The 1,076-nt window shown below is 69.2% G+C and carries 1 protein-coding gene; it reads left to right on the top strand.

Features of this window, described 5'->3' with window-relative positions:
- Window positions 1-135: 135 nt before the first annotated feature.
- On the top strand, window positions 136-1,076 hold a 941-nt coding region (locus ACIBJH_RS48200), incomplete at its 3' end, for a condensation domain-containing protein (protein ID WP_399123425.1).

Raw genomic sequence — 1,076 nt, 5'->3', positions numbered from 1 at the left:
CGGACCGGGGATGTGGTGCGCTGGTCCGCGGACGGGGTCCTGGAGTTCGTCGGGCGTGCGGATGCGCAGGTGAAGGTGCGGGGTTTCCGTGTCGAACCCGGTGAGGTGGAGACGGTCCTGGCGGAGCACGCCCGGGTGGTCCAGACGGCGGTCGTCGTGCGTGAGGACACGCCGGGCGACAAGCGGCTCGTCGCGTACGTCGTGCCCGCCGCCGGCGAGTTCATGGGCGACCCGTCCGTACTGCGCAGCTTCGTGGCGGAGCGGTTGCCGGACTACATGGTGCCGTCGGCCTTCGTCACGCTGGATGCTCTGCCGTTGACGCCGAACGGAAAGCTGGACCGGCGCGCCCTGCCCGCCCCCGATTTCGTCTCGGGTGCCGAGGGCAAGGGGCCGCGCACTCCACAGGAGGAGATTCTGTGCGGTCTGTTCGCCGAGGTACTCGGTGTGGCGTCGGTATCGGTTGACGACGGCTTCTTCGAGCTGGGTGGCGACAGCATCCTGTCGATCCAGTTGGTGGCGCGGGCTCGGGCCGCGGGCCTGGTGTTCTCCGCGCGGGACGTCTTCGAGCGGAAGACGGTGGAGGGCCTCGCGGCGCGCTCCCAGCCCGCGGGCGGTCCCGAGGCGAGTGGTTTCACGCCTTCCGACCTGCCCCTGGTCTCCCTCAGCCAGGCGGAGATCGGTGTGGTGGAGGCGAGGTGGAAGGACGTCGCCGATGTTCTTCCGCTGGCTCCGTTGCAGGAGGGTCTGCTGTTCCACGCCTTGTATGACGAGCAGGCGTTGGACGTGTACACGACGCAGTTGTCGTCGCTGGTGGAGGGGCGTCTGGACGTCGCGGCACTGAAGAGTGCCGCGTCAGCGCTGATGGAACGGCATGCCAACCTGCGCGCGGGGTTCGCTTACGAGGGCCTGCGGCAGCCCGTTCAGGTGATCCCCAGGCAGGTGGATGTTCCCTGGGAGGAGGTCGATTTCACGGGGCTGGCTCCGGCCGAGCAGGAGGCTGCGGTCGAGGGGTGGCTGGAGGAGGACCGGGCGCGGCGTTTCGACCTCACGGCTCCGCCGTTGCTGCGGTTCACGCT

Source organism: Streptomyces sp. NPDC050548 (assembly GCF_044457385.1).
Classification (GTDB): domain Bacteria; phylum Actinomycetota; class Actinomycetes; order Streptomycetales; family Streptomycetaceae; genus Streptomyces.
The sequence above is the reverse complement of the archived record's forward strand: the minus strand, read 5'-3'. Positions and strand labels throughout refer to the sequence as shown.